The sequence below is a fragment of the Streptomyces olivochromogenes genome, from assembly GCF_021538895.1.
Classification (GTDB): domain Bacteria; phylum Actinomycetota; class Actinomycetes; order Streptomycetales; family Streptomycetaceae; genus Streptomyces; species Streptomyces olivochromogenes_A.
In genome coordinates, this window is sequence record NZ_JADDRL010000085.1 from 1 (window position 1) to 24,171 (window position 24,171).

The following is a 24,171-nucleotide window of genomic DNA, read 5'->3' on the forward strand; positions in this document are numbered from 1 at the left end:
ATCCTGGACGACATCTCGGCCCTCTCGGGCAACGGCGCCTGAGTCAGAGCCCACTCGCCACGGCGGGTCACCGGTCCTCCGGTGGCCCGCCGTTCGCGTGTCACTTGCGGTACAGCGCCTCGATCTCCCGCGCGTAGGCCGCGGTGACCGCGTGCCGCTTGACCTTCAGGGACGGCGTCAGCAGTCCGTTGTCCTCGGTGAACGCGCCCTCGACGAGGGTGAAGGCGCGGATCGACTCGGCGCGCGAGACGGCCTCGTTGGCGTAGTCGACGGCCTTTTGCACCTCGGCTCGCAGCCGCGGGTCCCCCACGAGTTCCGACAGCGGGGTGTCGGTGGGCAGCTTGCGCACCGACAGCCAGTGGGCGACCGCCTCGGGGTCGAGGGTGACGAGGGCGCCGATGAAGGGGCGGTTGTCGCCGACGACGACGCACTGGCCGACCGGCGGGCGGCTGCGCAGCCGGTCCTCCAGGACGGCCGGGGAGACGTTCTTGCCGCCGGTGGTGACGAGGATGTCCTTCTTGCGGCCGGTGATGGTCAGATAGCCGTCGTCGTCGAGGGAGCCGAGGTCGCCGGTGGCGAACCAGTCGTCCCTGAGGACCGCGTCCGTGGCCGCCGGGTTGTTCCAGTACGCGCCGAAGACCAGCCCGCCCTTGATCAGTACCTCGCCGTCGTCGGCGATGCGGACGGCCGCGCCGGGCACCGGCTGGCCGACCGTGCCGGGGCGGGGTTTCAGCGGGGGCACGATGGTGGCGGCGGCGGTGGTCTCGGTGAGGCCGTAGCCCTCGTAGACGATGATTCCGGCCGCGTAGAAGAACAGGTTGAGGTTGCGGTCGAGCGGGGAGCCGCCGCTGATGGCGTACCGCATGCGGCCGCCGAGTTCCGTGCGCACACGGCGGTAGACCAGCAGGTCGTACAGTGCCCAGGCGGCGTAGAGACCCGGCCCCGGGCCCTTGCCGGTGCCCAGGAACTTGTTCAGGTAAGCCTCGCCGAAGCGCACGGCGATCCGGTCGGCGCGGTCGAAGGAGGCGCCGCGGCCGATCTTCTCGGCGGTGGCGCGTCCGGTGTCGTGGATCCGCTCGAAGAGGTAGGGCACGCCGACCAGGAAGGTGGGCCGGAACTCCTTGAGCGCCGGGCGGAGTTCGTCGGGTTTGACGCTGGGGAAGTGGCCGATCTCGATGCGTGCCATCAGGCAGGCGATCTGCAGGGTGCGGCCCATGATGTGGGCGAGCGGCAGGAAGAGCAGGGTCGAGGCGGTCTGGCCGGTGACCGCCTGGAAGACCGGGTGCAGCAGCTCGATCGTGTTGGCGGCCTCGGCGTGCAGGTTGGCGTGGGTGAGGACGCAGCCCTTGGGCCGTCCGGTGGTGCCGGAGGTGTAGCAGAGGGTGGCGACGGTGTCGGGGGTCAGGGCGGTCCGGCGCTTGCGGACCTCCTCGTCGGGAAGGTCCCGGCCGAGCGTGGTGAGGTCCTCGACGGCACCGGCGTCGAGGGTCCACACCCGCGGGGGTTCGGCGTGGCGGGCGGTGCCGGCGACGACGGTGGCGGTGTTGGCCTCGGTCTCGGTGACGACGTACCGGGCACCGGAGTCGCGGACGATCCACTCCACCTGCTCGGCGGAGGAGGTGGCGTAGATCGGGACGCTCTGGCCGCCGGCCGCCCAGATCGCGAAGTCCAGTACGGTCCACTCGTAGCGGGTACGGGACATGACGGCGACCCGGCCGCCCGGTTCCAGGCCCGCCGCGAGGAGGCCCTTGGCGGTGTCCATGACGTCCCGGGCGAAGGCGGCGGCCGTGACCGGGCGCCAGCCGCCGTCCGTCCGGCGCCGCAGGACCACGGCGTCCGGTTCCTCGGCCGCGTTGATGAACGGCAGGTCGGCCGTCGACCCGGTGGTCCGGTCCGGTGCGAGGGCCGGAGTGCGGGCCTCGCGTACGACGCCGTGCTCGTCCCTGACGATCTCCACCCTGGTGCGGGCCGCCAGGTCGGCGCGCTGCCCGGCCCGCTTCAGATCCTTGCGTACGCCCATCACGGCTCCCGGTCGCGACTGGTGCTGACGTGCTGCCGAACGTACTTACCGGATCGTCAACTTACTCGTGCGTAAGGGAGGGTCAAGGGAAACGACACCACCGGTTCGCGCGTGCTACCCGCGGCCGCGGTCCGCCTCCTCGATCGCCTGGGCGAGTTCGCCCACCGCCCTGTCCTCGGTGCTGCGTGCCAAGTCGATGGCGTGCCGGTGGAGTTCGCCCGGTCCGGGGTCGCCGGGCAGCGCGCTCCAGCGCTCGTCGCCCTGGCGCAGGGCGTCGGCGAAGTAGGCGGCGACCGCGGTCACCTGGAAGCGTGGGCTCGCGCTCCAGACGGAGTCGGCCAGCGAGCCGGTCTCCAGGGCGCCGGTCTCCTCGTGCGGGTCGCGGGTCTCGGGGTCGAGCCAGCGCACGGTGGCCGTGGCGAGGTGGCCGTCGGTGCCGGGCTTGGTGCGCACGGCGTACAGGGCGGTGACGGTGTGGCCGGGGCCGACCTCGCCGCCGTCGACGTGGTCGTTGCGGAAGTCGTCGTCGGCGACCCGGCGGTCGTCGTAGCCGACGAGGCGGAAGTCGGCGATCGTGTGCGGGTCGAAGGCGACCTGGGCCTTGGCGTCGCGGGCGGTGAGCTCGATGTTCTGCGGGAGCTGGGTGCAGAAGACCTTGCGGGCGCTCTCGTCGTCGGACACGTACGCCGTGTGCCCGTCGCCCTTGTCGGCGAGGCGTTCCATCAGCGCGTCGCCGTAGTCGCTGCCGACGCCGACGCCGAAGAGGGTGATGCCGTGTTCGCGGCGGTCCGTGGCGATGCGCTCCAGGATCGAGTCCGGGTCGGTGTCCCCGTCGTTGGCGAGCGCGTCGGAGACCAGGACGACCCGGTTGGTCGCGCCCTTGCGCAGGCCCTCGACGGCGGTGGCGTAGCCGGTCTCGACGCCCGCGCCGAGGTTGGTGGAGGCCTGTGCCTCCAGGCCGCCGATCGCGTCGTGGATCTCCCCGCGGTGGCCGCCGAGCCGGGTCATCGGCAGGACCGTCTCGGCCTCCTCGCTGAAGGTGACGATGGCAACCGAGTCGTCGTCGCGCAGCTGGTCCGTCATGGTGTCGAGGCCCTGCTTGGCGAGGTCCAGGCGGCCCGGCTCGTCCATGGAGCCGGAGACGTCGATGACGAACGTGAGGGCGGCGGGCGGCCGTTCGCCGGTCCGCTGGGCCGTCCGGGTGGCGAGGCCGACCCGGACCAGGGACCAGTTCGGCTCGCTGGTGCGGGCGCCGTCGACGGTGACGGAGAAGCCGTTGCCGTCCGGGCGGCGGTAGTCCTGGCGGAAGCTGTTGACGAACTCCTCGGGACGGATCGTCGACGGGTCGGGCCGCCTGCCGTCGGCGAGCGTGCGGCGGGCGTAGCCGTAGGAGGCGGTGTCGACGTCGAGGGCGAAGGTGGAGAGGTGGTCGGTGACGGGCGCGTCGCTCTCGACGCCCTGCCCGAACCGGTTCTCCGCCGAGCCCTGCTTCTCGGCCGGGCCGGGGGCCGGATACCCCGTGTGGTTCGGCCCGTCGGCAGAGCTCTTCTCACTACTGCCGCCCCCGCCGGCGCAGGCCGTGAGCAGCAGTCCGCCCACCGCCGCGAGCGCGACCAGCGCACTCCGTGTCCGCCGTGCTCGGTACCACTCCATCGCAGCTGCCCCCTGTGGGTCGACGTCGACTTCTGTGACTGTGACGTCGCGAGGGGCCGGATCGTGCGGCACGGGGCGTTGCGGATGCGTCTCGAAGCGGCCACGGACAGGGCCCGTCGAGACCGGTGGGTGATCCTCCGGTGACCTAGGGCCTCTCGTTTGGATCAGGCCGGGCTCGCGGGCCCTGGCACCGCGCCTCGCCGCGTTGTCGTCGGTTGCCATGGCTCCGCCATGACGCCCTCCTCCGCCTTGCGATGCACGGCACCAGACCCCGCTCCCTGATCCGGCCTGATCCAAACGAAAGACCCTAGGAGACGATGTCCTTGCGGGCGAAACCCCGGAAGGCCAGGGCGAACAGCACGAGTGCGTACGTTATGGAGAGCGCGGTGCCCTGGATCATCCCGGACCACTCGGGGTGCGCCTGGACGGCGTCGGCCCAGGCGAACTGCCAGTGCGCGGGCAGGAAGTCGCGCCAGTGGCCGAGGGCGGTGACGGCGTCCAGGACGTTGCCGACGATGGTCAGGCCGACCGCGCCGCCTACCGCGCCGAGCGGGGCGTCGGTCTTCGTGGACAGCCAGAACGCCAGCCCGGCGGTGACCAGTTGGGCCACGAAGACGTACGCCACGACCGCCACCAGGCGCTGCGCGGCGGTGCCCGGGTCGAGCGCGCCGCCGGTGGGGATCTCCAGCGGGCCCCAGCCGTAGGCGGCGGTGCCGACGGCGAGCGCGACCAGCGGCAGCAGCACCATGGCGGCGAGGCTGAGTCCGAGTCCCACGACGAGCTTGGACCACAGCAGCCGGGCCCGGGGCACGGGCGCGGCGAGCAGATAGCGCAGGGAGGACCAGGAGGCCTCCGAGGCCACCGTGTCCCCGCAGAAGAGGGCGACCGGGATGACGAGCAGGAAGCCCGCGGAGACGAACAGGTTCACCGCGGCGAAGTTGGCGCCGGACGCGGTGGCCGTGTCCAGCAGCGTCACCTGGTTGTTGCGGGCACCCGGCTCGCCGCCGATGGCGAAGGCGACGAGCAGCACGAACGGCAGGGCGGCGAGGATCCCGCCCATGATCAGGGTGCGGCGCCGCTTCAGTTGCCGGACCAGCTCCACCCGCAGCGGCAGCGTGCGCCCCGCCCGGTAGCCGGAGGCCACCTCGACCGGCTCGGCGAGCGTGCTCATGACGTACCTCCGATGAGGGTGAGGAAGGCGTCTTCGAGGCGGCGGTGCGGGCCCACCGACTCGACGGGCACGTCGAGCCGGACGAGTTCGGCCACCAGACGCGATGCGCTGCCGCCGGGTTCGAGCCGGACGAGCAGCCCGTCCTCGGTACGGACGGCCGAGGCGACCCCCGGCAGCGCGCCCACCTTCTCGACGACCGGCTCCTCCGGCGCGACGGCGGTGCCGACCAGCAGTGTGTCCCCGGAGCCGACTATCTCCCCCACCGGGCCGGCCTGGATCAGCCGGCCCCGGTCCATCACGACGAGGTGCGTGCAGGACTGTTCGACCTCCGCGAGCAGATGGCTGGAGACGATCACCGTGCGGCCGGCGGCCGCGTAGCGGATCATCACCTCGCGCATCTCGCGGATCTGGGGCGGGTCGAGGCCGTTGGTGGGCTCGTCGAGGATGAGGAGGTCGGGCAGGCCGAGCATGGCCTGGGCGATGGCCAGGCGCTGGCGCATGCCCTGGGAGTAGGTGCGTACCGCGCGGGCGAGCGCGTCGCCGAGGCCGGCGATCTCCAACGCCTCGTCGAGATGCGCGTCCTCGGCCGGGCGGCCGGTCGCCCGCCAGTACAGCTCCAGGTTCTCGCGGCCGGACAGGTGCGGCAGGAACCCGGCGCCCTCCACGAAGGCGCCGACCCGGGACAGCACCGGCGCGCCGGGCCGGATCGCGTGGCCGAAGACGCGGATCTCGCCGCCGTCCGGTTTGATCAGGCCCATCAGCATGCGCAGGGTCGTCGTCTTGCCCGCGCCGTTGGGCCCGAGCAGGCCCAGCACCTGGCCCTTCTCCACGCGGAAGGACAGCTCAAGCACCGCGTACCGGTCCGCCGACTTCGCGTACCGCTTGCTCAGGTCCGTGATCTGCAGGGGGACCTCGGCCAGTGCGGGGTCGGGCGCGGGGCCCGCCGTGCGGCGGCGGCCGGTCAGCAGCAGGGCGAGCGCGACCGCGGCGCCGGCCGCGGGCAGCCACCACACCCAGGACGGCAGCGCGGCGGCCGCGGTCGTCACGCCGGGGGCCGTGGGCACGCTCAGGTCTCCCTTCAGGGAGACGGTGTACGTCGCCGGGGCGGCCGGGGAGGCGTAGCCGAGGTCCGTGGAGGCGAGGACCAGGCGCAGCCGGTGGCCCTTCTGCATCTCGTGGTCGATCGCCGGGAGGGTGACCGTGACGTCCTTGCCGGACTTGGCGCCCTCGATGCGCAGGGGTGCGACGAGCTGGGAGGGCAGCACCTGCCGGGTGCCGCCGGGCCCGACGTCGTACACCTTCCCGAAGAGCACGGCGTCGTCGCCGGTCGAGGTCACGTGGACGGTGGCCGTCGGCGATCCGGTGATCCTGAGGTCGGCGCGCAGCGGCGCCGAGTCGAACCGGGCGTACTGGCCGGGGAAGTCGAGGGAGACCCCGATGCCGAGCGCGGACAGCTGGGCGAGGCCGCCGGTGCCGCCGAGGCCGGGCAGGGCGGAGACTCCGGGCGGGCTGGCGCCGGCCGGGTTGGCGACGCGCTGCTCGCCGCCGGTCAGCGCGACGGCCCGCCTCCGGCTCGACAGGCCGGGGTAGGTGTCGGCGCTCGCGCCCCGCAGCCGGGCGGCGCCGTCGGTGGAGTCGATGCCGCCGGTGCGGGTGATCCGGAAGGCCGGCCCGGTGCCGGTGCTCGTGTCGCCCTTCAGATAGCGGTCGAACCAGTGCGTCACGCGCGTCTGGACGCGCCCGGTCTCCAGGTCGCCGCCGTCGTGCCCGCCGGCGAGCCAGTCGACGTCCACCGGGGCGCCGCCCGCGCGGATCGCCTGTGCGGCGGCGTCGGACTGGGCGAGGGTGAACAGGGAGTCGGTCTGGCCCTGGATCAGCAGGGTGGGCACCTTGATGCGGTCGGCGACGGCGGACGGCGAGCGCTGCTCCAGCAGGGTGCGGGCGGCCGCGTCCGGGGTGCCCGACTCGGCGACCCGGTCGTACATCCGGCACAGCGCGGTCTCGAACTTGTCGCAGCCGCCGCCGGTGTTGAAGAAGATCCCGGCCCAGAGCTTCTTGAAGACGCCGTTGGGGAACAGGGCGTCGGCGAGGTTCCAGTACGTGATGGCCGGGGCGATGGCGTCCACCCGGTGGTCGTACCCGGCGGCGAGCAGCGAGATCGCGCCGCCGTACGAGGCGCCGGCCACGCCGAGGCGGGGGTCGCCCGGCTTGTCGAGCCGCACCTGGGGCTGCCGGGCGAGCCAGTCGATGAGCCGGGAGACGTCGGCGACTTCGTACCGCGGGTCGTTCAGCCCGATCTTCCCGGTCGACCGGCCGAAGCCGCGGGCGGACCAGGTCAGCACCGCGTACCCGTCCCGGGCGAGGTCCTCGGCCTGTTCCCGTACGTCGTTCTTGCTGCCGCCGAAGCCGTGCGCCAGCAGGACGGCGGGGCGGCGGCCGGCGGCGGTCGAGGTGAAGTACGAGGTGTCGATGCGCACCCCGTCGGGCATCGTCATGACCCGGTCGGCCCGGCGTACCCCGGGGGCGTCGTCGGAGGCGACGGCCGTCCAGGTACCGGCTCCGGCGAGCACGACGACGGCGGCCGCGGCGGCCAGCAGCCTCCGCGGCGCACGCAGCAGCCCCCGGAATCCGGGCACTCGAAGATCCATGCCTCAACGGTACGGGCCGCCACCGACATCGGCTCCAGCCGCCGGGCTGAACCCCCGCCCCTCCCCGAGGAGTAGAGGCCGGCTCCCGCATACCGCGAACGTGGTACGAAGGCACATGACAAGCTTCGCGATTCGTCGTGCGGGTTCCGTCGCCGAAGTCGCCGCTGCCGAGCACCTGTTCGACCAGCCGGTCCGCACCGAATGGGCCGCGCGCTTCCTGACGGCGGGCGGTCACCATCTCTTCCTGGCCTACCCGGACGGCGAGCAGGCCCCCGTCGGCTTCGTCAGCGGCGTCGAGACCGTCCACCCCGACAAGGGCACCGAGATGCTCCTGTACGAGCTCGCGGTCGCGGAGCCGTACCGGCGCCGGGGCATCGGGCGGGCGCTGGTCGGGCGGCTCGCGGCGCTGGGCCGGGAGCTGGGGTGCTACGGGATGTGGGTCCTGATCGACGCCGGGAACGACGTCGCCCTTGCCACCTACCGCAGTGCGGGTGGCAAGGACGACGGGACGTGCTCGGTGGTGACGTGGGACTTCGTCTGAGGGCCGGTCAGGCCTGCGCGTCCTCCGGGATCGACACCAGCCAGCGGGTGTCGCGGCGCGGCCGGAGGTAGAAGGCCCAGTAGAGGGTGGCGACGGCGGTGATGCCGCCGGTCCACAGCAGGTAGGCGGTCTCCTGCTGGCTGAGGATGTACGCCAGGACCGCGATCAGCAGGACCGGCATCGCGGGCCACAGCGGCATGCGCCAGGCGGGCGTGTGCTTGTGCGTGCCGCGCCGGGAGAGCAGGGCGGCGACCGCGACGAGCAGGTACATCGCGGTCACCGAGACGCCGGTGACGCCGTAGAGGGTGTCCAGGTTGACGAAGCAGAGCAGCGCGCCGGGGACGCCCACCGCGAGCGTGGCGACCCAGGGGGAGCCGAAGCGGCCGAGCTTGGAGAAGACGTTGTTGACCGGCTCGGGCCAGGCCTTGTCGCGGGCCGAGGCGAACAGGACCCGGGAGTTCTGGATGACCATGACGATGCCCGCGTTGATGATCGCGAGGGCCACGCAGAGGCTGACGAAGGTGCCGACCGCGGAGTTGGACCAGGCGGTGACCATGGAGCTGATGTCGCCGCCGGTCAGCTCCTTGATGTCGGAGGCGCCCATGGTGATGGCGACGACCGGGACCAGGATGATCACGGAGGAGATGGCGAGGGTGGCCAGCACCGTGCGGGCGACGTTGCGGCGCGGGTGCTCCAGCTCCTCGGAGAGGTAGACGGCGGTCGAGAAGCCCTGGGTGACGAAGAGGGCGATGGCGAGCCCGGAGACGACCAGCATGGCCGTCACGGTGTCCGTGTGCCCGTTCTCGCCCGCCACCTGCATCGAGGTGAGGCTGCCGAGGCCGCGGTGGCCGTGCGTGAAGCCGAGCATGGCCACGACGCCGGCGGCGATGACCTCCAGGACCAGGAAGATGCCGGTGATCCAGGCGTTGGCGCGCAGGTCGAGCAGGCCGGCGAGGGTGGCGAGCAGCATCACGCCGGCGCCGGTCATCGCCGGGTCGAGGTGGACGATCGGCGCGAGGTAGTCGGCCGTGCCCATCGCGATCACCGGTGGCACGATCATGACGACCAGCAGGGACAGCACGAAGACCAGCCAGCCGGCCAGCCGGCCGGCGAGCGTCGACACCATGGCGTACTCGCCGCCCGCGCTGGGGATGAGGGTGCCCAGCTCGGAGTAGCAGAACGCCACGGCGATACAGAGGAGGGAGCCGATGGCGATCGTCAGGGCGGTGGCGGTGCCGAGCGAGCCGAAGAGGTCGGGAACCACCACGAAGAGCGTGGAGGCGGGCGTCACGCACGACAGCGTCAGCAGGGTGCCGCCGACCACGCCGATGGAACGCTTGAGCTTCTGAGGACTGTCCGTGGTCCCCGCCGGGACGGCGGTCTCGACGGGGCGGAGCGTGTCGGTCATGCGGCGGTTCCGATCGACTCGTGCGGTGATGTTTCGACAGGGAGCGCTATCGCCTCCGGCGGCTCGCGTCGTACGTCATTTCTCTCGCTCCCGGTGCCGAATGGAACCCCGACGAAAACCAGCGCGTCAATGGGTGTTTACCTACGAAATCCGAAGGTCAACAACGCCCACGATCACGTTTCCGACAGTTTCCCTAGGCCACTGGCCCACTTGGGCCCATACGAGAATCGCAGGGAGGGCGTCAAAAAAACGTCAGTACGTCCGCTATCCGGACGCGGAAAATCCGGTCGCATCGGTGTCGGTGGGCCCCGATAGAGTCGCCGGGCACATACAACACACAGGAACATCGGGGTGGGGACACATGAAGCTGCGGCACACCGCGGCCTGCGTGGGCTTGGTGACGGCGGCGCTGGTGACGACGTCCGCCTGCGGGGCCGAGGGCGCGAAGACGGCGGCCAAGGCCGTGGACGGCGCCGACAAGGTCATGGCGGCGCTGGCCCGGGCGACGGACCGGACGGAGAACCTCGGCTCGGCCAAGGTGCGGATGAGCACCGACCTGGGCGCGCCGACGGGCCCCATCGCCATGGACGGCACGTACTCCTGGGGTGACGGCTTCGCCTTCGACGTCGAGATGGACACCAAGGCCGCCCAGATGCAGTCGCTGACCAGCTCGCCGAAGGTCCGCACGCTCTTCGTGGGCGGCGCCTACTACTACGACATCGACCCGCAGCCCTCCGGCCCGCTCAAGGGCAAGGAGTGGATGAAGATCGACGGCTCGGCCGTGTTCGGTGAGAAGGGTGGCCAGGCGATGGCCGGGGGCACCGGCGGCGGCAGCCCGGTGGCCTCCATGAAGGCCCTGAAGTACGCCAGCGACGTCGACGACCTCGGCAAGGAGACCGTCGACGGGCAGAGCACGACCCACTACCACGCCGTGGTCAAGGCGAACCAGATGGGCAAGCTCAAGGACGTCTACGGCGACCAGAGCAGCATGCTCAACCAGATGACCGGCGCCAACGGCTCGCTGGTCATGGACGTCTGGGTGAACGGCAAGGACCTGCCGGTGCGCATGAAGGAGGTGATCGGTTCGGCGACCATCACCCTGGACTTCGAGAAGTTCGGCGGGACGGCCACGATCAAGCCCCCGCCGGCCGCGCAGACCGGTGACCTCACCGAGACGCTCAAGAAGCTCCGGCAGCAGCAGCAACAGCAGCAGGGCTGAGCCCGGACACGGCGGTGCCCCGCCCTCTCCCACGCGGAGGGCGGGGCAGCGCCGGACTGGCTCAGTGGTTGCGCGGGAAGCCCAGGTCGACGCCCGTCGGGGCCTCGGACGGGTCGGGCCAGCGCGTGGTCACTACCTTGCCGCGGGTGTAGAAGTGCGTGCCGTCGTTGCCGTAGATGTGGTGGTCGCCGAAGAGCGAGTCCTTCCAGCCACCGAAGGAGTGGTAGCCCACCGGCACCGGGATCGGCACGTTCACGCCGACCATGCCGGCCTCGATCTCCAGCTGGAAGCGGCGGGCGGCGCCGCCGTCCCGGGTGAAGATCGCGGTGCCGTTGCCGAACGGCGAGCTGTTGATGAGGGCCACGCCCTCCTCGTAGGTGTCCACGCGCAGCACGCACAGCACCGGGCCGAAGATCTCGTCCTGGTAGGCCTTCGCGCTGGTGGGCACCTTGTCGAGCAGCGAGATGCCGATCCAGTGGCCGTCCTCGTGGCCCTCGACCGTGTAGCCGGTGCCGTCGAGCACGACCTCGGAGCCCTCGGCCGCCGCGCCCTCGACGTAGGACGCCACCTTGTCGCGGTGGACCTTGGTGATCAGCGGACCCATCTCGGAGGTCGGGTCGTTGCCGGGGCCGATCTTGATCTTCTCGGCGCGCTCGCGGATCTTCTCCACCAGCTCGTCGCCGACGGCGCCCACCGCGACGACCGCGGAGATGGCCATGCAGCGCTCGCCCGCGGAGCCGTAGGCGGCCGAGACGGCGGCGTCGGCGGCCGCGTCAAGGTCGGCGTCCGGCAGCACCAGCATGTGGTTCTTGGCGCCGCCGAGGGCCTGTACGCGCTTGCCGTTGGCGGAGGCGGTGGTGTGGATGTAGCGGGCGATCGGGGTCGAGCCGACGAAGGAGACGGCCTTGACGTCCGGGTGCTCCAGGAGGCGGTCGACGGCCACCTTGTCACCGTGGACGACGTTGAAGACGCCGTCGGGCAGACCGGCCTCGGCCAGCAGCTCGGCGATCTTGAGGGACGCCGACGGGTCCTTCTCGGACGGCTTCAGCACGAAGGTGTTGCCGCACGCGATGGCGATCGGGAACATCCACATCGGGACCATCGCCGGGAAGTTGAACGGCGTGATGCCGGCGACGACACCCAGCGGCTGGCGGATCGAGGCCACGTCCACGCGGCTGGCGACCTGCGTCGACAGCTCGCCCTTGAGCTGCACGTTGATGCCGCAGGCCAGGTCGACGATCTCCAGGCCGCGCGCGACCTCGCCGAGGGCGTCGGAGTGCACCTTGCCGTGCTCGGCGGTGATCAGCTCGGCGATCTCGTCGCGGTGGGCGTCGAGCAGCGCGCGGAACTTGAACAGGATGGTGGTGCGCTGGGCCAGCGAGGACTGGCCCCAGGTGGCGTAGGCGTCCTTGGCGGCGGCCACCGCCGCGTCGACCTCGTCCACGGAGGCGAACGCGACCTTGGTGGTGACCGCTCCGGTCGCCGGGTCCGTGACCGGCCCGTACGTACCCGAAGCGCCTTCGACGGTCTTCCCGCCGATCCAGTGGTTGACGATCTTCGTCATGCCCGGTTACTCCTTCACAGATGGCGGCGTCGGGTAAAGACGTGCCGTTCGTACAGCTCACGTGCCTTGACCGCGGAGGATCGGGTCGCGGTCTCGGCCACAGGAACATCCCACCAGGCCTGCGCCGGAGGCGCGCCCGACACAGTGTCTGCGGTTTCGGTCTCCACGTAGACACAAGTGGGAGTGTCGGTGGCCCGCGCCTCGGCGAGTGCCGAGCGCAGGTCACGGACGGTCTTCGCGCGCAGAACGCGCATGCCGAGGCTGGCCGCGTTGGCGGCCAGGTCGACGGGGAGCGGGGCGCCCGTGCAGGTGCCGTCCTCGGCCCGGTAGCGGTAGGCGGTGCCGAACCGCTCGCCGCCCACCGACTCGGACAGCCCGCCGATCGAGGCGTACCCGTGGTTCTGCACGAGCAGCAGCTTGATCGCGACGCCCTCCTGCACGGCGGTCACGATCTCCGTCGGCATCATCAGATACGTGCCGTCGCCGACCAGCGCCCACACGGGCCGGTCGGGAGCGGCGAGCTTCACACCGATCGCGGCCGGGATCTCGTAGCCCATGCAGGAGTAGCCGTACTCCAGGTGGTACTGGTCCGCCGAGCGTGCCCGCCACAGTTTGTGCAGGTCGCCGGGGAGGGACCCGGCCGCGTTGATGATGATGTCGCTCTCGTCGACGAGCGCGTCGAGCACGCCCAGCACCTGCGGCTGGGTCGGCCGTATGTCCGGCTCGTCGGCCTCGTAGCAGGCCTCGACGCGCTGCTCCCAGCGCTCCTTGTCCTCGGTGTACTCGGCGACGTACGGGTCGGCGACCCGGTGCCGGTGGATGTCCAGCGCCTCGGTCAGCTCCTGAAGGCCGCTGCGGGCGTCCGCGATCAGCGGCGCGCCGGCCAGCTTGTGGCCGTCGAAGGGGGCGATGTTGAGGTTGAGGAAGCGGACGTCCGGGTTCTCGAAGAGGGTGCCGGAGGCGGTGGTGAAGTCGGTGTAGCGGGTGCCGACGCCGATCACCAGGTCGGCGGTGCGGGCGAGCTCGTCCGCGGTCGCGGTGCCGGTGTGGCCGACGCCGCCGACGTCCTGCGGGTGGTCCCAGCGCAGGGAGCCCTTGCCGGCCTGGGTGGCGGCGACCGGGATGCGGGTCGTCTCGGCGAACTCGGCGAGCGCGCCCTCGGCCCGGCTGTGGTGGACGCCGCCGCCGGCGATCACCAGCGGCCGCCGCGCCGCCCGGATCGCCCGTACGGCCTCGGCGAGCTCGGCCGGGTCCGCGCCCGGACGCCGTACGGCCCACACGCGCTCGGCGAAGAACTCGTCCGGCCAGTCGTACGCCTCCGCCTGCACGTCCTGCGGCAGGGCGAGGGTGACGGCGCCGGTCTCGACGGGGTCGGCGAGGATCCGCATGGCCTGGAGGGCGGCCGGGATCAGGGCCTCCGGCCGGGTGATCCGGTCGAAGTACCGGGACACCGGGCGCAGGCAGTCGTTGACCGACACATCGCCCGCGTACGGCACTTCGAGCTGCTGCAGGACCGGGTCCGCCGGGCGGGTCGCGAAGACGTCGCCGGGCAGCAGCAGGACCGGGAGGTGGTTGATGGTGGCCAGGGCGGCGCCGGTCACCAGGTTGGTGGCGCCGGGGCCGATGGAGGTCGTCACCGCGTGCGTGGACAGGCGGTTGGACTGGCGGGCGTAGCCGACGGCCGCGTGCACCATCGCCTGTTCGTTGCGGCCCTGGTGGTACGGCATGTCGTCGGCGTACTCGATGAGCGCCTGGCCGATCCCGGCGACGTTGCCGTGGCCGAAGATGCCCCAGGTGGCGCCGATCAGCCGGCGGCGGACGCCGTCCCGCTCGGTGTACTGGACGGACAGGAAGCGGACGAGCGCCTGCGCGACCGTGAGCCTCGTCGTTGAGGTCATCGGTAACCCTCTGTGCTTTCTAGGTGGGCCGGGTGGAAGCAGATCCGCCACTCCCGCGTCTCACCCGGACCGGACATCACGTTCAGGTAGTACATGTCGTGCCCGGGCTGCGCGATCGACGGGCCGTGCCATCCGTCGGGGACGAGGACGGCGTCGCCGGAGCGGACCTCGGCGAGGACGTCGGATCCGCCCTCACGGGAGGGGAATACGCGCTGGTACCCGAAACCGTTCGGGCCGTCGATCTCGAAGTAGTAGATCTCCTCCAGCTCCGACTCCTCGCCCGGCCGGTACTCGTCGTGCTTGTGCGGCGGGTACGAGGACCAGTTGCCGCCGGGCGTGATCACCTCGACGGCGATCAGCCGGTCGCAGTCGAAGGAGCCGGCGGAGGCGAAGTTGCGCACCCGCCGGGCGCAGGTGCCGCTGCCGCGGACCTCGACGGGAACCTCCGGCGCGGGGCCGTAGCGGGCGGGGAGTCGTCGCTCGCACTTCGCTCCTGCCAGGGCGAAGCGGCCTCCCGCGCCGGAGGCGATCTGGACCCGGGCGTCACGGGGCGCGTACGCGAAGTCCGAGACCTCGGCGAACACGTTCTTCCTGCCCAGGAGTTGGAACTCATTTCCCTCTGTGCGGACGGTACATCCGCCTTCCAGCGGAAGCACGATCCATTCGCTGTCACCGGTGGTGAACAGGTGCGTTCCACCCGGGTCCAGCTCGACGATCCGCAGACTGCTGTGTGCCCATCCGGCCCGCTCGGGGTCGATGTCGACCACATACTGGGCGCCCGCGGTCGAGCCCTTGCACAGGTGCAGGTGATTGCTGGTCATGCGGCCCTCACAGCAGTCCTACGGCGGTGTCCACGGCGGCGGCCACGTCGCCGTCCGCCGGGTACAGCAGCGAGCGGCCGACCACCAGGCCGCGCACGGTGGGCAGTTGGAGGGCGCCGCGCCACTTCTCGTACGCGGCGTCCTGGTCCTCGGGCGAGTCGCCGATGTCACCGCCGAGCAGCACGGCGGGCAGCGTCGACGTCTCCATGACCTGTGCCATGTCGTCGGGGTTGTCGGTGACCGGCACCTTCAGCCAGGTGTAGGCCGAACTTCCGCCCAGGCCCGAGGCGATGGCGATGGACCGGGTCACCGCCTCGGCGGACAGGTCGTTGCGGACCCTGCCCTGCGGGGTGCGGCCGCTGATGAACGGCTCGACGAAGACCGGGAGCCGCCGGGCCGCCATGTCGTCGATGGCGCGGGCGGTGGACTCCAGGGTGGTCAGGGAGCCCGGGTCGTCGTAGTCGATGCGCAGCAGCAGCTTGCCCGCGTCGAAGCCCAGGCGCTGGATGTCCTCGGGGCGGTGGCCGGTGAAGCGGTCGTCGAGTTCGAAGGTGGCGCCCTGCAGGCCGCCGCGGTTCATCGAGCCCATGACGACCTTGTGGTCGAGGGCGCCGAGCAGCAGCAGGTCGTCGAGGATGTCGGCGGTGCCGAGGACGCCGTCCACGCCGGGCCGCGACAGCGCCAGGCACAGCCGCTCCAGCAGGTCGGCGCGGTTGGCCATGGCCAGCCTGCGGTCGCCGACGCCCAGGGCCCCGCGGGCCGGGTGGTCGGCGGCGACGATCATCAGCCGGCCGTTCTCCTTGACCAGCGGTCTGCGGGCGCGGCGGACGGCGGCCTCGGCGATCGCCTCGGGGTGGTGGGTGCGGGTGTGCACCAGCGCGGACACGTCCACGCGCCCGTGCGCGGCGGCGTCCCCGCCCTCATGGTGGGCGCCGCCCACCTTGCCGGCCCTCACAGCACCGCTCCGGCTTCGAGCGCGGCGGCCACCTCGTCGGGGGTGGGCATCGCGGAGGAGCATTCCAGGCGGGAGGCGACGATCGCGCCGGCCGCGTTGGCGTGTCGCATGATCGTCTCCAGGTCCCAGCCGGCCAGCAGTCCGTGGCACAGGGAGCCACCGAAGGCGTCTCCGGCACCCAGGCCGTTGAGCACGCTCACCGGCAGCGGCGGCACCTCGGCCGACTCGCCCTCCCGGTTGACGGCGAGGACCCCCTTGGGCCCCTGCTTGACGACGGCGAGTTCGACCCCGGCGTCGAGCAGCGCGCGGGCCGCCGCATGGGGTTCGCGGACCCCGGTGGCGACCTCCACCTCGTCGAGGTTGCCGACGGCGACTGTGGTGTGGCGCAGTGCCTCGGCGTAGAAGGGGCGGGCCGCGTCCGGGTCGCTCCAGAACATGGGGCGCCAGTCGAGGTCGAAGACCGTCGTACCGGACTTGGCGCGGTGGGCGAGGGCCGCGAGGGTCGCCGTACGGCTCGGCTCCTCGCTCAGGCCCGTACCGGTCATCCAGAAGATGCGCGTGTCCCGGACGGCGTCGAGGTCCAGTTCGTGGGCGTCGATCGCCAGGTCCGGCGCCTTGGGCTGTCGGTAGAAGTACAGCGGGAAGTCGTCCGGCGGGAAGACCTCGCAGAAGGTGACCGGTGTGGGCAGCCCGGGTACCGGGGTGACCCAGCGGTCGTCGACACCGAAGCCGCGCAGGGCCTCGTGCAGGTAGGTACCGAAGGCATCGTCCCCGGTGCGGGTGATCACGGCGGTGTTCCTGCCCAGGCGGGCTGCGGCGACGGCGACATTGGTGGCCGACCCGCCGAGGAACTTGCCGAAGGACGACACCTGGGCAAGCGGGACCCCCGTCTGCAACGGATACAGATCCACTCCGATCCGCCCCATGGTGATCAGGTCGTACGCCATTCGGCTTCCCTTCGTCACGGCTCTCCCCCCGGTTTGTAGTCCCGCACCCTGAGCCCTGTCAATGTTTTGTCCAGACATTCGGACCAGAGCTTGACACCCCTTCCTCGGGAGCCGCACGCTGACGGCCATGACGCCGTTGTCACCGCAGTCCTCACTTTCCCGCATCCGCATCGGATCGGCCCCCGACTCCTGGGGCGTGTGGTTCCCCGACGACCCCAAACAGGTGCCCTGGCAGCGCTTTCTCGACGAGGTCGCCGCGTCCGGCTACGAGTGGATCGAGCTGGGCCCCTACGGGTACCTGCCCACCGACCCCGCCGTGCTCGCCGAGGAGACGGCACGGCGTGGCCTGAAGGTGTCGGCGGGCACGGTCTTCACCGGCCTGCACCACGGCGAGGCCGTGTGGGACAAGACGTGGGCGCATGTCGCGGACAACGCGGCGCTCGCCCAGGCGATGGGTGCGCGGCACCTCGTCGTCATCCCGTCCTTCTGGCGGGACGACAAGACCGGTGAGGTGCTGGAGCCGTCCGTGCTGACGCCGGAGCAGTGGCGCAACCTGACCTCGCTGACCGAGCGGCTGGGCCGGGAGGTGCGCGAGCGCTACGGCCTGGAGATCGTCGTGCATCCGCACGCCGACACCCACATCGACAGCGAGGAGAACGTCGTCCGGTTCCTGGACGGCACCGACTCCTCCCTGGTGTCGCTGTGCCTGGACACCGGGCACTACGCCTACTGCGGCGGGGACAGCGTCAAGCTGATCGAGACCTACGGCGAGCGGATCGGCTATCTGCACCTCAAGCAGGTGGACCCCCGGATCCTGGCCGAAGTGCGGGCGAACGAGACCCCGTTCGGCCCGGCGGTCGCGCGGGGCGTGATGTGCGAGCCGCCGTCCGGCGTGCCCGCGCTCGGCCCGGTCCTGGAGGCCGCGCAGCGGCTGGACGTCGACCTGTTCGCGATCGTCGAGCAGGACATGTACCCCTGCGAGCCGGACAAGCCGCTGCCGATCGCGCGGCGGACGCGCGCGTTCCTGAGGTCCTGCGGGGCGTGACTCCCGCTTCCGCCGCATCCCGAGCCGGTAGCACCATGGGTGGTCCGGCGCGGGGTGCGGGAGGGCCGATGGCTGGTGGGATCGGGGCGCTGTCCGGGCAGGGGCCGGGCGGCAGTTGGGAGACCGTGACCGCCTCGCCGCATCCCGGTCTGCGCCCCGGGTGATCAGCTACCGCGGGATCCGGCTCGCGCTCGACCGGCCGCGCCGGCGCCTGGAGACACCCATCGGCGCGGCCACGCTGCTGCTCGGCTTCGAGCATCCCGTACGCATCTCACGCGTCGGCCGGCCGCCGGCGAGCACGGCGGCCGGTTCTTCGGCATCGAGGTACTGCTCGCCCCCTGGACCGAGTTCACCCTGTTCGGCACGCCCCAGCACGAGTTGGCCAACCGGTCCGTGGATCCGGACGAGTTGCCGCATCCGCTGGGCCGCACGGGCCGCGGCACCGGCCCAAGTTCCGTGCGTTGGGCGGGCGTCGGTGAACTCGCCTCCGCGCTGGCCGCGTTGCCCACCTGGCCGGAGCGCTTCGACCTGCTCGACGACGCGCTGCTGCGCCGGCCCCGGGCGGGCAGCCCCGGTTCGGACCGGGTGGTGCGCGCCTGGTCGCTGCTGCGGCGCAGTTGGGGGACCGTGCCGGTGCCCCGCCTCGCCGAGGAGGTCGGCTGGAGCGTACGGCACCTGGAGAACCGGTTCCGGGAGCAGATCGGGCTGGGGCCGAAGGCGGCGGCCCGGGTGCCGCGGCTGCGGCCCGCGGCTTCTACGACCAGGCGCACCTCGGCGGCGAGTTCAAGGCGATGACGGGCTGCACGCCCGGGGAGTTCGCCGCGGCCCGGCAACTGCCCCCGGTGCAGCTGCCGGCGTCGGACCGGATCCGCGGCGCGGCGACGAGCCTGGTGCTGGCGCCCGCACATGGCCGGGGTGCGCACGGTGCGGTTTTTTCCAAGACCGGCGGGCACCGGTCCGTGCAGGCTGATCACCCGACCGGTTGAAACCGGGGGACGCGGGGACGCCGACGGGTCGGGTTCGCCTCAGCGGGCCCGGCCCGCCCCCGCTGTCAACGCGGCGCGCCCTTGTACCGCCATACGCCTTTGCTTCACCTCTGTCACAAACGCCCCTCTCCTGTCACACATGTCCCAGGTACGCGGGACCCGGGTCACACCCGGTCGACAGCTGCTTGCCCACGCTCACTCCGTGTCGTTCACGGGGCACAGGCTTTGTGATCGCCAGCGCAGCGCCCGGCTCCCCCGACGACCGCCCCTTGGTCGCCCCCGCGGTGCGCGCGGGGAGGTGCACGTCATGACCGACCGAAGGCTCTGGTCCTACAAGGAGATCGCCGCACACATCCGCGTGCAGCCGGACACCGTGCGCTCCTACCGCAAGCACGGTCTGCTGCCCCCGCCCGACCATGTGGAGGGCGGCAAGCCCTTTTGGTACGCCGACACCGTCCGGGCCTGGGTGGCGTCCCGGCCCGGCAACCGCGGCCGAAGAGAGGGCTGACCCACCGCCCACGGCACCGGGCCCCGCTCCCCCGCGGGGCACCGGCAACCCGGTCGGCCGCGCCCGGCGCCGCTCAGCTCCACGGCTCGATGACCGTGACACCCGCGCCGGGCGCCGTGCCCATCGCGGCGAGGGCGGCCGGGGCCGCGTCCAGGGGGATCGTCGAGGTGACCAGCAGGTCGGGGCGCAGGATGCCCGCGCGGACCAGTTCCAGCATGCCGAGATAGGTATGGGCCGCCATGCCGTGACTGCCGAGGATTTCCAGTTCCAGGGCGATGGCGCGGGCCATGGGGACGGGGGTCGTGCCGTCCGGGGAGGGCAGGAGGCCCACCTGGACGTGCCGGCCGCGGCGGCGCAGGCAGTTGACGGAGGCCGCGCAGGTGGCGGGCGAGCCGAGCGCGTCGAGGGAGAGGTGCGCGCCGCCGCCGGTGAGGTCGAGGATCGCCGCCGCGGTGTCCGGGGTGCGCCTCGCGTCCACGCACTCCGCCGCCCCGAACGTCCGCGCCAGGTCCATGGCTTGCGGCGAGACGTCCACCGCGACCACCCGAGCTCCCGAGGCCGCCGCGATCATCACCGCCGACAGGCCGACGCCCCCGCAGCCGTGCACCGCGACCCACTCCCCCGCCGCCACCCGGCCCTGCCGCACCACCGCCCGGAACGCGGTGGCGAACCGGCAGCCCAGGGAGGCGGCGGTGGCGAAGGACATCCCGTCCGGGACCTCGACCAGGTTCACATCGGCGTGGTCCAGCGCGACGTACTGTGCGAAGGAACCCCAGTGGTCGAAGCCGGGCTGGGTCTGCCGCTCGCACACCTGCTGGTCGCCCGCCGCACACGCCGGGCAGTTGCCGCAGGCGCAGACGAAGGGCACGGTGACTCGGTCGCCGGGGCGCCAACCGGTCACCCGGGCGCCGACCGCCTCGACGACACCGGCGAGTTCGTGCCCGGGGACGTGCGGGAGGGTGATGTCCGGGTCGTGGCCCATCCAGCCGTGCCAGTCGCTGCGGCACAGCCCGGTCGCCTCGACGCGCACCACGACCCCGTGCTCGGCCGGCCGCGGGTCCGCCACCTCCCGTACCTCGGCCGGCTCCCCGTAGCGCTCGAACACCACAGCCCGCATCGTCGTCGCCCCTTCGTCGGCTCGCTCGGCGAAACGCTAGCCGCGTGCGGTGACCTTGTCCTCCGTCTCTTCCGTGTCCGCTGAGTTCTCCGTGTCCGTTGAGTTTTCCGCGTTCTCTGAGTTCTCCGAGTTCCGGTTCGACTCCCCCGCGACCGGGGCCGACTCGCCCTCGCTCAGTCCGAAGCGCTCGTGGAAGCGGCGCAGCGGGGCCGGGGCCCACCAGGTGGCGCGGCCGGTGAGGCGCATGATCGCCGGGACGAGCATGCTGCGGACGACCATCGCGTCCATCACGACGGCGAGCGCGATGCCCAGGCCGAGCATCTTGGTGTTGGTCACGCGCGAGGTGCCGATCGCGACCATCACCACGGCCAGGATGACCGCCGCGGCGGTGATCAGCCCGCCCGTGCGCTGGAGCCCGTGGCGCACCGCCTCGTTGTGGTCGCCCGTGCGGTCGTACTCCTCCTTGATACGGGAGAGCAGGAACACGCCGTAGTCCATGGAGAGGCCGAAGGCCACGCAGAACATCAGGACGGGCAGGGTCGTCTCGATGGAACCGGGGCTGGTGAAGCCGAGCGCGCCGGAGAGATGGCCGTCCTGGAAGACCCAGACCACCGCGCCGAACATCGCCGTCAGGCTGAGCGCGTTGAGCACCACCGCCTGCAGGGGTATCAGCACGCTGCCCGTCAGGAGGAAGACCAGGAACAGGGTGACGATCGCGATGAACGCGCCCGCCCACGGCAGGCGTTCGCCGATCGCGTGCTTGGAGTCGACCAGGACGGCGGCGGTGCCGGTCACCTTGGTGTCGAACGGGGTCTTCAGATCCCGCAGGTCGCCCACCAGGCGCTGCGCCCCGTCGTCGACGGCCTCGCCCCTGGGCACCACGGTGAAGTAGGCCGCGTCGCCCTTGACCAGCGGGCCGTCGACCCGCGCCACCTCGGGCAGGGCGGCCACCTCCTGCTTGTACGCGCCGTACTGCGCCTCGGTGGCCCTGCCCTCGGCCAGGACTTCGAGGCCGCCGCCGGGGCTGCCCGGGAAGCCGTCCCGGATGTGCTGCTGCACAACGTGGGACTCGGCGCCCGTGGGCAGTTGGCGGTCGTCCGCGGTGCCGAACTTCACCCCGAGGAAGGGCAGCCCGAGGATGATCAGGAGGGCCGTGGTGCCGATGGCGAAGAAGGGGGCGCGGCGCATCACCAGCGTCGCCGTGCGCGCCCAGGCCGTGCCCTCCTCGCCGGAGGCCTTCGGCTCTTGCCCGCGGCGGAACAGACGGCGCAGGTCGAGTGCGTTGACCCGGTGGCCGAGCAGCATCAGTGCCGCCGGGAGCAGGATCAGGGCGGCCGCGGCGGCCAGCAGCACCACCGCTATGCCCGCGTAGGCGAAGGAGCGCAGGAAGTACTGCGGGAAGAGCAGCATCGCCGCCAGGGACACCGCGACCGTGAGGGCCGAGAAGAGCACCGTGCGGCCGGCCGTGCGCAGGGTGGTGCCGACGGCCGTCAACGGCTCGGCGCCGGTGGACAGTTCCTCACGGAAGCGGCGGACGATGAACAGGGCGTAGTCGATGGCGAGGCCCAGGCCGAGGGCCGTGGTGAGGTTCAACGCGAAGACGGAGACGTCGGTGAGCTCGGTCAGGCCGCGCAGCACCGCGTTCGTGCCGAGGATGGCGACGATGCCGATGCCCAGCGGCAGCAGGGCGGCGATCGCGCTGCCGAAGACCATGACCAGCAGGACCAGGGTGATCGGCAGGGCGATCATCTCGGCCCGGGTCAGGTCCTCCTTGATGATCGTCTGCATCTCGTGCCGCACGGCGACGATGCCGCCGACCTTGACCCGCACCGGCCCGTGCGTGCCCCGGAAGGAGGGCGCGACGCGGTCCAGGGTCTCGCCCATCGCCTTCTCGTCGCCCGTGATGCGGGCGGCTATCAGCGCCTCGTGCCCGTCCGTGGCGCGCAGGGCCGGGGCCGACGAAGGATCGGCCTGCCAGTAGGAGCCGACACCCGTGACGCCCTTCTCCTCGGACAGGCGCGCGACGAGGCGCTTGGCCTGGGCGGCGACCGCCGGATCGTCGACCGAGGCGCGGCCCGAGTCGACGAGGAGCAGGAGGTTGGGCTGGGAGTCGGGGAACTCGCGCTCCAGTGCCTTGGTCGCGTACGTGGACTCGGCGGCCGGGTCCTCCCAGCCGCCGCTGCCCAGTCGGTCGGCGACACCGCTGCCCGCCAGCACCGCGAGCACGGTGAGGACGAGGGCCGCGAGCAGCGACAACCGGGGCCGGGCGGTCACGAGGCGAGTCCAGCCGCCGACCCGGGGCGGCTCGTCCCCGGCCCGCGGTGGCTTGTTGACTTCGGTCATCGTGGGGTGTCCCCTTCACCGTGACCAGTGCCTCCGTGCGCACACGGCTGCAGGGGTCGGCCATAGCCATAGACTGGCAAACACGAGAGATCGCTCGCGTTTCTCCAGAATGCGAGCGACCACTCGTGTTTGTCAATCGCGTCCGGAGAGCTGGGGACAACCACGTGCCCGACACCGAGAAGCCCGCGAGCGCGGGCAAGGAACAGCCGCGCCGCCGGCAGGCCCGCGGCGAGCGGCGCATCGCCCAGTTGCTGCAGGCGGCCGCCTCGGTCTTCTGCACGAGCGGCTACAGCGCCGCCAGCACCAACGCCATCGCCCGCGAGGCGGGCGTCTCGCCGGGCACGCTCTACCAGTTCTTCCCGAACAAGGAAGCGATCGCGATAGAGCTGGGCGACCAGCTCATGCACCGGATGCGCGAGACGTACGGCGAGGCGCTCGCGCCGGTCGACCCCGCCACACCGCTGGAGGAGGCCGTCGCCGCCGCCGTCGACCGCTTCATCGCCTTCAACACCGAGCACCCGGTGTTCTTCACGCTGATGCACGGCACCGACATCCCCGGCCGGATCGCCGAGGAGCACGACGCCCTGCACTCGACCCTGGTCGGCCGCATCGAGGGACTGCTCTCCTCGCTCCTCCCCGACACGCCCCAGGACGTCGTCACGCGCACCGCGCACGTCTGCCTCGGCATCTACAAGGCAGGCCTGGAACTCGTCCTCACCCACGAGGGCGCCGAGCGCGAGGCATACGTCCAAGAAGTGAAGAATGTCCTGATCCGCTACCTGGAACCACTGGGCGGCGACCGCCTGGGCCGCGCCTGACCGCCAGAGCGCGCGGCGCGCCCCGCAGTACGGCCCGGATCCTCTTGGGAAATACCCCCTAGGGGTATAGTGTGAGAAGTGCGGGCCCCACCGTGGGTCCCACTGGCACCACACGCCTCGACGAGGAGCAACGACATGACCGCACAGACCGAAACCCCGGGCTCCGTCACCACCGTCTACAAGGTGAGCGGGATGAGCTGCGGACACTGCGAGGGCTCCGTCTCCGGCGAGATCTCCCAGATCCCCGGCGTCAGCTCCGTGACGGCCGTGGCATCCAGCGGTGAGGTCACCGTCGTCTCCGCCGCCCCCCTCGACGAGGAGGCCGTCCGCGGCGCCGTCGACGAGGCCGGCTTCGACCTCGTCGGCCAGGCCTGAGACGCCTCACCCCAGGCCTGGGACGCGGCACCCAGGCCCAGGAAAGGCCCGCACAGCACGTCCCGCACCTGTTCTCCGACCGGGCCGCACCGACCAGCTCATACTGGCTCCGTACGGCCCGGTCCGTTGTCTGG

The 24,171-nt window shown here is 71.9% G+C and carries 19 protein-coding genes; 7 read left to right on the forward strand and 12 right to left on the reverse strand.

All coding sequences use genetic code 11. The features are described 5' to 3' along the window. Positions 1–100: 100 nt before the first annotated feature. The 4 genes from IPZ69_RS33040 to IPZ69_RS33055 all read right to left on the reverse strand — a co-directional run bounded on the left by IPZ69_RS33040 (position 101) and on the right by IPZ69_RS33055 (position 7,492). A complete protein-coding gene (locus IPZ69_RS33040) occupies positions 101–2,020 on the reverse strand; it encodes an AMP-dependent synthetase/ligase (protein WP_235458350.1) in 1,920 nt (639 codons plus the stop codon). Positions 2,021–2,134: 114 nt separating this feature from the next. Next, positions 2,135–3,673: a vWA domain-containing protein gene (locus IPZ69_RS33045; RefSeq protein WP_235458351.1), complete on the reverse strand. Its 1,539-nt coding sequence runs from the start codon at positions 3,671–3,673 to the stop codon at positions 2,135–2,137. A 307-nt stretch (positions 3,674–3,980) separates the two neighbouring features. Next, the gene (locus IPZ69_RS33050; RefSeq protein WP_235458352.1) at positions 3,981–4,844 is read right to left on the reverse strand and encodes an ABC transporter permease; all 864 of its coding nucleotides are present in this window, start codon (positions 4,842–4,844) and stop codon (positions 3,981–3,983) included. Beyond that, complete coding sequence (locus IPZ69_RS33055; RefSeq protein WP_235458353.1) at positions 4,841–7,492, reverse strand: CocE/NonD family hydrolase; 2,652 nt, start codon at positions 7,490–7,492, stop codon at positions 4,841–4,843. Before IPZ69_RS33055 ends, IPZ69_RS33050 begins: the two co-directional genes overlap by 4 nt. A gap of 115 nt (positions 7,493–7,607) precedes the next feature. Here IPZ69_RS33055 and IPZ69_RS33060 point away from each other — a divergent pair, with 115 nt between their 5' ends. Beyond that, positions 7,608–8,033: a GNAT family N-acetyltransferase gene (locus tag IPZ69_RS33060; protein ID WP_235458354.1), complete on the forward strand. Its 426-nt coding sequence runs from the start codon at positions 7,608–7,610 to the stop codon at positions 8,031–8,033. Between the two features lie 7 nt (positions 8,034–8,040). On the opposite strand, the gene IPZ69_RS33065 is transcribed toward IPZ69_RS33060, so the two are convergent. Then, positions 8,041–9,441 carry an APC family permease gene (locus tag IPZ69_RS33065; RefSeq protein WP_235458355.1) on the reverse strand — a complete coding sequence of 467 codons (1,401 nt, stop codon included), beginning with the start codon at positions 9,439–9,441 and terminating at the stop codon, positions 8,041–8,043. A 361-nt stretch (positions 9,442–9,802) separates the two neighbouring features. On the opposite strand from IPZ69_RS33065, the gene IPZ69_RS33070 reads away from it, so the two are divergent. Further along, positions 9,803–10,660, forward strand: a complete 858-nt coding sequence (locus IPZ69_RS33070; RefSeq protein ID WP_235458356.1) for a hypothetical protein — start codon at positions 9,803–9,805, stop codon at positions 10,658–10,660. A gap of 61 nt (positions 10,661–10,721) precedes the next feature. Here the strand turns inward: IPZ69_RS33070 and mmsA are convergent, their stop codons facing one another. Genes mmsA through iolC form a run of 5 tightly spaced genes read right to left on the reverse strand, consistent with a single transcriptional unit; the run spans position 10,722 to position 16,845 of the window. Beyond that, complete coding sequence (gene mmsA, locus IPZ69_RS33075; RefSeq protein WP_235458357.1) at positions 10,722–12,224, reverse strand: CoA-acylating methylmalonate-semialdehyde dehydrogenase; 1,503 nt, start codon at positions 12,222–12,224, stop codon at positions 10,722–10,724. A 14-nt stretch (positions 12,225–12,238) separates the two neighbouring features. Beyond that, a complete protein-coding gene (gene iolD, locus IPZ69_RS33080) occupies positions 12,239–14,122 on the reverse strand; it encodes a 3D-(3,5/4)-trihydroxycyclohexane-1,2-dione acylhydrolase (decyclizing) (RefSeq protein WP_235458358.1) in 1,884 nt (627 codons plus the stop codon). After that, the gene (iolB, locus tag IPZ69_RS33085) at positions 14,119–14,943 is read right to left on the reverse strand and encodes a 5-deoxy-glucuronate isomerase (RefSeq protein ID WP_235458359.1); all 825 of its coding nucleotides are present in this window, start codon (positions 14,941–14,943) and stop codon (positions 14,119–14,121) included. Before iolB ends, iolD begins: the two co-directional genes overlap by 4 nt. A gap of 7 nt (positions 14,944–14,950) precedes the next feature. Beyond that, a complete protein-coding gene (locus IPZ69_RS33090) occupies positions 14,951–15,835 on the reverse strand; it encodes a Cgl0159 family (beta/alpha)8-fold protein (protein ID WP_445330182.1) in 885 nt (294 codons plus the stop codon). A gap of 59 nt (positions 15,836–15,894) precedes the next feature. Next, the gene (gene iolC, locus IPZ69_RS33095; RefSeq protein ID WP_235458361.1) at positions 15,895–16,845 is read right to left on the reverse strand and encodes a 5-dehydro-2-deoxygluconokinase; all 951 of its coding nucleotides are present in this window, start codon (positions 16,843–16,845) and stop codon (positions 15,895–15,897) included. Between the two features lie 127 nt (positions 16,846–16,972). On the opposite strand from iolC, the gene IPZ69_RS33100 reads away from it, so the two are divergent. From IPZ69_RS33100 to IPZ69_RS33110, 3 genes are all read left to right on the forward strand, one after another. Continuing rightward, complete coding sequence (locus IPZ69_RS33100) at positions 16,973–17,890, forward strand: sugar phosphate isomerase/epimerase family protein (RefSeq protein WP_235458362.1); 918 nt, start codon at positions 16,973–16,975, stop codon at positions 17,888–17,890. Between the two features lie 378 nt (positions 17,891–18,268). Next, positions 18,269–18,685 carry a hypothetical protein gene (locus IPZ69_RS33105; RefSeq protein ID WP_235458363.1) on the forward strand — a complete coding sequence of 139 codons (417 nt, stop codon included), beginning with the start codon at positions 18,269–18,271 and terminating at the stop codon, positions 18,683–18,685. 498 nt (positions 18,686–19,183) lie between these two features. Next, on the forward strand, positions 19,184–19,384 hold the full coding sequence (locus IPZ69_RS33110) for a helix-turn-helix transcriptional regulator (RefSeq protein ID WP_125192618.1): 201 nt from the start codon (positions 19,184–19,186) through the stop codon (positions 19,382–19,384). 73 nt (positions 19,385–19,457) lie between these two features. Here the strand turns inward: IPZ69_RS33110 and IPZ69_RS33115 are convergent, their stop codons facing one another. Continuing rightward, positions 19,458–20,501 carry a zinc-dependent alcohol dehydrogenase family protein gene (locus tag IPZ69_RS33115; RefSeq protein WP_235458364.1) on the reverse strand — a complete coding sequence of 348 codons (1,044 nt, stop codon included), beginning with the start codon at positions 20,499–20,501 and terminating at the stop codon, positions 19,458–19,460. 36 nt (positions 20,502–20,537) lie between these two features. Further along, complete coding sequence (locus IPZ69_RS33120; RefSeq protein WP_235458365.1) at positions 20,538–22,844, reverse strand: MMPL family transporter; 2,307 nt, start codon at positions 22,842–22,844, stop codon at positions 20,538–20,540. Positions 22,845–23,008: 164 nt separating this feature from the next. Between IPZ69_RS33120 and IPZ69_RS33125 the strand changes: the two genes are divergently transcribed. Together IPZ69_RS33125 and IPZ69_RS33130 are read left to right on the forward strand one after the other, a co-directional pair. Continuing rightward, positions 23,009–23,662: a TetR family transcriptional regulator gene (locus IPZ69_RS33125; RefSeq protein WP_235458366.1), complete on the forward strand. Its 654-nt coding sequence runs from the start codon at positions 23,009–23,011 to the stop codon at positions 23,660–23,662. Between the two features lie 135 nt (positions 23,663–23,797). Next, positions 23,798–24,037, forward strand: a complete 240-nt coding sequence (locus IPZ69_RS33130; protein ID WP_235458367.1) for a heavy-metal-associated domain-containing protein — start codon at positions 23,798–23,800, stop codon at positions 24,035–24,037. Positions 24,038–24,171: the final 134 nt, after the last annotated feature.

Bases quoted from the DNA above. Each gene is read 5' to 3' on its own strand.
- iolB (WP_235458359.1), bottom strand. From the start codon at position 14,943: ATGACCAGCAATCACCTGCACCTGTGCAAGGGCTCGACCGCGGGCGCC.
- IPZ69_RS33055 (WP_235458353.1), bottom strand. From the start codon at position 7,492: ATGGATCTTCGAGTGCCCGGATTCCGGGGGCTGCTGCGTGCGCCGCGG.
- iolC (WP_235458361.1), bottom strand. From the start codon at position 16,845: ATGGCGTACGACCTGATCACCATGGGGCGGATCGGAGTGGATCTGTAT.
- IPZ69_RS33110 (WP_125192618.1), top strand. From the start codon at position 19,184: ATGACCGACCGAAGGCTCTGGTCCTACAAGGAGATCGCCGCACACATC.
- mmsA (WP_235458357.1), bottom strand. From the start codon at position 12,224: ATGACGAAGATCGTCAACCACTGGATCGGCGGGAAGACCGTCGAAGGC.
- iolD (WP_235458358.1), bottom strand. From the start codon at position 14,122: ATGACCTCAACGACGAGGCTCACGGTCGCGCAGGCGCTCGTCCGCTTC.
- IPZ69_RS33040 (WP_235458350.1), bottom strand. From the start codon at position 2,020: ATGGGCGTACGCAAGGATCTGAAGCGGGCCGGGCAGCGCGCCGACCTG.
- IPZ69_RS33065 (WP_235458355.1), bottom strand. From the start codon at position 9,441: ATGACCGACACGCTCCGCCCCGTCGAGACCGCCGTCCCGGCGGGGACC.
- IPZ69_RS33115 (WP_235458364.1), bottom strand. From the start codon at position 20,501: ATGCGGGCTGTGGTGTTCGAGCGCTACGGGGAGCCGGCCGAGGTACGG.
- IPZ69_RS33060 (WP_235458354.1), top strand. From the start codon at position 7,608: ATGACAAGCTTCGCGATTCGTCGTGCGGGTTCCGTCGCCGAAGTCGCC.
- IPZ69_RS33100 (WP_235458362.1), top strand. From the start codon at position 16,973: ATGACGCCGTTGTCACCGCAGTCCTCACTTTCCCGCATCCGCATCGGA.
- IPZ69_RS33130 (WP_235458367.1), top strand. From the start codon at position 23,798: ATGACCGCACAGACCGAAACCCCGGGCTCCGTCACCACCGTCTACAAG.
- IPZ69_RS33045 (WP_235458351.1), bottom strand. From the start codon at position 3,673: ATGGAGTGGTACCGAGCACGGCGGACACGGAGTGCGCTGGTCGCGCTC.
- IPZ69_RS33050 (WP_235458352.1), bottom strand. From the start codon at position 4,844: ATGAGCACGCTCGCCGAGCCGGTCGAGGTGGCCTCCGGCTACCGGGCG.
- IPZ69_RS33120 (WP_235458365.1), bottom strand. From the start codon at position 22,844: ATGACCGAAGTCAACAAGCCACCGCGGGCCGGGGACGAGCCGCCCCGG.
- IPZ69_RS33070 (WP_235458356.1), top strand. From the start codon at position 9,803: ATGAAGCTGCGGCACACCGCGGCCTGCGTGGGCTTGGTGACGGCGGCG.